The sequence below is a fragment of the Mesorhizobium sp. M8A.F.Ca.ET.181.01.1.1 genome, from assembly GCF_004792025.1.
Lineage (GTDB): Bacteria > Pseudomonadota > Alphaproteobacteria > Rhizobiales > Rhizobiaceae > Mesorhizobium.
Map to the genome: position 1 here is coordinate 1 of NZ_SRTV01000263.1, position 296 is coordinate 296.

Annotated in this window: 1 pseudogene; it reads right to left on the reverse strand. The window is 58.8% G+C overall.

The features are described from left to right. Window positions 1–296 (reverse strand): annotated as a pseudogene (locus EN824_RS34530) (N-methylproline demethylase); the annotation flags it as partial.

Below are 296 nucleotides of genomic sequence, written 5' to 3' on the forward strand. Positions count from 1 at the left end.
CGGAAACTTGGTTGCTGCGCGGATCTCGCCAGCGAAGTCGAGATGAGGCGAGTTGGCCATACCCTGAATCGGGATCACATCGGTGAGACCCGGGTCAGTGTCGATGTGGCCGCGGATCACGTTGAGGTAGTCGATAAGTCCGCTTTCCGTGAGACGTCTGGAGATTTCAAGGCCCTCCAACTTACCAGTGCCGCCGGGGAGACATTCATCCGCGGTATATCGCACGCCCAGGATGAAGTCCTCGCCGACCCGTGACCGGATCGCCTTCAAGACATCCATGCAAAAGCGCATGCGGT